This window comes from Patiriisocius hiemis (assembly GCF_031846325.1).
Classification (GTDB): Bacteria; Bacteroidota; Bacteroidia; order Flavobacteriales; family Flavobacteriaceae; genus Patiriisocius_A; species Patiriisocius_A hiemis.
Genome location: NZ_JAVRHZ010000012.1, coordinates 1 through 5,417 on the forward strand (window position 1 = coordinate 1; position 5,417 = coordinate 5,417).

General features: G+C 47.0%; 2 tRNA genes and 3 rRNA genes. All 5 read left to right on the top strand.

The features are described 5' to 3' along the window. Positions 1-147: 147 nt before the first annotated feature. The 5 genes from RM538_RS13300 to rrf all read left to right on the top strand — a co-directional run bounded on the left by RM538_RS13300 (position 148) and on the right by rrf (position 5,378). A 16S ribosomal RNA gene (locus RM538_RS13300) occupies positions 148-1,670 on the top strand. A gap of 89 nt (positions 1,671-1,759) precedes the next feature. Further along, positions 1,760-1,833: transfer RNA gene (locus tag RM538_RS13305), tRNA-Ile, on the top strand. Positions 1,834-1,919: 86 nt separating this feature from the next. Beyond that, positions 1,920-1,993 (top strand) — tRNA-Ala (locus RM538_RS13310). Between the two features lie 264 nt (positions 1,994-2,257). Further along, a 23S ribosomal RNA gene (locus RM538_RS13315) occupies positions 2,258-5,079 on the top strand. Positions 5,080-5,270: 191 nt separating this feature from the next. Further along, positions 5,271-5,378: ribosomal RNA gene (gene rrf / locus RM538_RS13320) — 5S ribosomal RNA — on the top strand. Together the 16S, 23S and 5S rRNA genes with 2 tRNA genes alongside form the textbook arrangement of a ribosomal RNA operon. The last annotated feature ends 39 nt before the right edge of the window (positions 5,379-5,417 follow it).

Here is a 5,417-nt window from a genome sequence, read left to right on the forward strand (position 1 = left end):
GTTCATTGACATATTGAAATTGACAGCGTATGGTTACTAATTAGAAATGGTTAGTAATTATATTGAAAGAACTAGATTAAGTAAGATACCTGAGAATTTTTTAGAGTGATTAAGGCTTAGTAGTTGTATAAATATATTTAAGATTTAACGATGAAGAGTTTGATCCTGGCTCAGGATGAACGCTAGCGGCAGGCCTAACACATGCAAGTCGAGGGGTAACATGGAGTGCTTGCACTTTGATGACGACCGGCGCACGGGTGCGTAACGCGTATACAATCTACCTTATACTGAGGGATAGCCCAGAGAAATTTGGATTAATACCTCATAGTATGTTTTTATGGCATCATATAGACATTAAAGGTTACGGTATAAGATGAGTATGCGTCCTATTAGCTAGATGGTAAGGTAACGGCTTACCATTGCTACGATAGGTAGGGGCCCTGAGAGGGGGATCCCCCACACTGGTACTGAGACACGGACCAGACTCCTACGGGAGGCAGCAGTGAGGAATATTGGACAATGGGCGAGAGCCTGATCCAGCCATGCCGCGTGCAGGAAGACTGCCCTATGGGTTGTAAACTGCTTTTATATAGGAAGAAACCTATCCACGTGTGGATAGCTGACGGTACTATAAGAATAAGGATCGGCTAACTCCGTGCCAGCAGCCGCGGTAATACGGAGGATCCAAGCGTTATCCGGAATCATTGGGTTTAAAGGGTCCGTAGGCGGGCTATTAAGTCAGAGGTGAAAGTTTGCAGCTCAACTGTAAAATTGCCTTTGATACTGGTAGTCTTGAATTAGTATGAAGTGGTTAGAATAAGTAGTGTAGCGGTGAAATGCATAGATATTACTTAGAATACCGATTGCGAAGGCAGATCACTAATACTATATTGACGCTGAGGGACGAAAGCGTGGGGAGCGAACAGGATTAGATACCCTGGTAGTCCACGCCGTAAACGATGGATACTAGCTGTTCGGAACTTGTTTCTGAGTGGCTAAGCGAAAGTGATAAGTATCCCACCTGGGGAGTACGTTCGCAAGAATGAAACTCAAAGGAATTGACGGGGGCCCGCACAAGCGGTGGAGCATGTGGTTTAATTCGATGATACGCGAGGAACCTTACCAGGGCTTAAATGCAATATGACAGGGGTGGAAACACCCTTTCCTTCGGGCAGATTGCAAGGTGCTGCATGGTTGTCGTCAGCTCGTGCCGTGAGGTGTCAGGTTAAGTCCTATAACGAGCGCAACCCCTGTGGTTAGTTGCCAGCGAGTAATGTCGGGAACTCTAGCCAGACTGCCGGTGCAAACCGTGAGGAAGGTGGGGATGACGTCAAATCATCACGGCCCTTACGTCCTGGGCTACACACGTGCTACAATGGTAGGGACAGAGAGCAGCCACTGCGTGAGCAGGAGCGAATCTATAAACCCTATCTCAGTTCGGATCGGAGTCTGCAACTCGACTCCGTGAAGCTGGAATCGCTAGTAATCGGATATCAGCCATGATCCGGTGAATACGTTCCCGGGCCTTGTACACACCGCCCGTCAAGCCATGGAAGCTGGGGGTACCTGAAGTCGGTGACCGCAAGGAGCTGCCTAGGGTAAAACTGGTAACTGGGGCTAAGTCGTAACAAGGTAGCCGTACCGGAAGGTGCGGCTGGAACACCTCCTTTCTAGAGAAAGTACGACGATTAAGTTTAGCTTTATAGTTAACAATCGGGTACTTACTTGATTTAGTTTGTCAATTTTAATTAAATAATGCAGTCTCATAGCTCAGCTGGTTAGAGCGCTACACTGATAATGTAGAGGTCGGCAGTTCGAGTCTGCCTGAGACTACGAATAACGTTCATATTATATTGAAGGAAATTTTAGAAGTTGTGCTACTGTCAACTATAAACTGGCAACTGCCTACTTTATAAGACGGGGAATTAGCTCAGCTGGCTAGAGCGCCTGCCTTGCACGCAGGAGGTCATCGGTTCGACTCCGATATTCTCCACAATTCTTGAGGTTTAGGGATTGATAGGTAACAAAACAACCAAGGATACTGTTTATTTACAGTAAAATAGTTTTTGTTATCATCGTATTTAATCCGTTGAAAGAAAAACGTTCATTGACATATTGAGAAATAAGAATACGAGAAAAGCAATAATTAAGTAAAATTAAGTTAGCAGTTTTCAGTATGCAGTTGGCAGTATTTATACTACCGGCTAAAGACTAAAAGCTACTGACTATGAATAACTCATTAAAGAGCAAAAAAGTACAATAAGCAAAGTAAGAGCGCATGGGGAATGCCTAGGCTCTCAGAGGCGAAGAAGGACGTGATAAGCTGCGATAAGCTGTGGGGAGTGGCACATACACTTTGATCCGCAGATTTCCGAATGGGGCAACCCACTATACTGAAGGTATAGTATCCGCAAGGAGGCGAACCCGGGGAACTGAAACATCTAAGTACCCGGAGGAAGAGAAAACAATAGTGATTGCGTTAGTAGCGGCGAGCGAACGCGCAGTAGCCCAAACCAAAATTGTTACGGCAATTTTGGGGTTGTAGGACTACGATATTTGATGCACAACGAATTAGAACTAGTTGGAAAGCTAGACCATAGACGGTGATAGTCCGGTATAAGTAAGGCGTGTTATTGATAGTAGTATCCTGAGTAGTGCGGGGCACGTGAAACCCTGTATGAATCCAGCGGGACCATCCGCTAAGGCTAAATACTCCTGAGAGACCGATAGTGAACCAGTACCGTGAGGGAAAGGTGAAAAGAACCCCGAACAGGGGAGTGAAATAGAACCTGAAACCATGCGCTTACAAGCGGTCGGAGCCATTTATGGTGACGGCGTGCCTTTTGCATAATGAGCCTACGAGTTACTGTTGTTAGCAAGGTTAAGTACTTCAGGTACGGATCCGTAGCGAAAGCGAGTCTGAATAGGGCGTTATAGTTAGCAGTAGTAGACGCGAAACCGTGTGATCTACCCTTGGGCAGGTTGAAGCTGTGGTAACACATAGTGGAGGACCGAACCCGTTGACGTTGAAAAGTCTTGGGATGACCTGAGGGTAGGGGTGAAAGGCCAATCAAACTCGGAAATAGCTCGTACTCCCCGAAATGCATTTAGGTGCAGCGTATACATAGTTTTATAGAGGTAGAGCTACTGATTGGATGCGGGGGCTTCACCGCCTACCAATTCCTGACAAACTCCGAATGCTATAAAATGTTTGTATGCAGTGAGGGCATGGGTGCTAAGGTCCATGTCCGAGAGGGAAAGAACCCAGACCATCGGCTAAGGTCCCAAAATATATACTAAGTTGAATAAACGAGGTTGGATTGCATAGACAGCTAGGATGTTGGCTTGGAAGCAGCCATTCATTTAAAGAGTGCGTAACAGCTCACTAGTCGAGCGATCCGGCATGGATAATAATCGGGCATAAGTATATTACCGAAGCTATGGACTTCGTAAGAAGTGGTAGGGGAGCATTGTAGTGGCGTTGAAGGTGAACTGTGAGGTTTGCTGGAGTAGCTACAAAAGAAAATGTAGGCATAAGTAACGATAATGCGGGCGAGAAACCCGCACACCGAAAGACTAAGGTTTCCTCAGCTATGCTAATCAGCTGAGGGTTAGTCGGGACCTAACGCGAACCCGAAAGGGGTAGTGGATGGCCAACAGGTTAATATTCCTGTACCTGCTCACGTTAAAAGTGACGGATTCGAATAGTTGGTGCGTGCTGACGGAATAGCACGTTGAAGCGAGTGGTAACACCGCGATAGTACACTAAGGCTACGGCTGCGGTGATAATCCAGCGAATCGAGTTCCAAGAAAAGCGAGTGAAGCAGCCCGTACCCTAAACCGACACAGGTAGTTGGGATGAGAATTCTAAGGTGCTCGAGAGATTCATGGCTAAGGAACTAGGCAAAATCGACCCGTAACTTCGGGAGAAGGGTCGCCCCCGCTTCGGCGGGGGCCGCAGTGAAGAGGTCCAGGCGACTGTTTATCAAAAACACAGGGCTCTGCTAAATCGAAAGATGATGTATAGGGCCTGACACCTGCCCGGTGCTGGAAGGTTAAGAGGAGATGTTAGCTTCGGCGACGCATTGAATTGAAGCCCCAGTAAACGGCGGCCGTAACTATAACGGTCCTAAGGTAGCGAAATTCCTTGTCGGGTAAGTTCCGACCTGCACGAATGGTGTAACGATCTGGACACTGTCTCAGCCATGAGCTCGGTGAAATTGTAGTAACGGTGAAGATGCCGTTTACCCGCTGTGGGACGAAAAGACCCCGTGAACCTTTACTATAGCTTAGTATTGACCTTGGACAAATAATGTGTAGGATAGGTGGGAGACTTCGACCCTGCGTCGCCAGGCGTGGGTGAGTCACTGTTGAAATACCACCCTTTATTTGTTTAGGGCCTAACCCAGCGATGGGGACAGTGCTTGGTGGGTAGTTTGACTGGGGTGGTCGCCTCCAAAAGAGTAACGGAGGCTTCTAAAGGTTCCCTCAATACGGTTGGCAATCGTGTGTAGAGTGCAATGGCATAAGGGAGCTTGACTGAGAGACCTACAAGTCGATCAGGTACGAAAGTAGAGCATAGTGATCCGGTGGTTCCGCATGGAAGGGCCATCGCTCAAAGGATAAAAGGTACTCCGGGGATAACAGGCTGATCTCCCCCAAGAGCTCACATCGACGGGGGGGTTTGGCACCTCGATGTCGGCTCGTCACATCCTGGGGCTGGAGAAGGTCCCAAGGGTTGGGCTGTTCGCCCATTAAAGTGGCACGCGAGCTGGGTTCAGAACGTCGTGAGACAGTTCGGTCTCTATCTACAGTGGGCGCAAGAAATTTGAGTGGATCTGACTCTAGTACGAGAGGACCGAGTTGGACTGACCTCTGGTGTACCAGTTGTTCCGCCAGGAGCATTGCTGGGTAGCTACGTCGGGAAGGGATAAGCGCTGAAAGCATATAAGCGCGAAACCCACCACAAGATGAGATTTCTTTAAAGGGTCGTGGGAGACTACCACGTTGATAGGTCACAGGTGTAAGAGCAGTAATGTTTGTAGCCGAGTGATACTAATAACCCATAAGCTTATGTACATCGCTTTCCCACCCGCAAGGGTGGGAAGCAACTCTTTTTTAATATGAGTATTATATTACTTTATAAAACTTTTTTTGTTATCCTTATTCTCAATATGTTAAGATATTTATTCCTGTGAAAACAGGAATCTTTTCCAAGAAAGGCCAATATGAATCAAAATAGATTCTTGCCTTAAAGGGAATTGAAAAACTAAGGTGGTTATAGCGACGGGGCTCACCTCTTACCTTTCCGAACAGAGAAGTTAAGCCCGTTTGCGCCGATGGTACTACAATCGTGGGAGAGTAGGTCGCCGCCTTCTTTAAGACTCAATCTAAAAATAGATTGAGTCTTTTTTTTT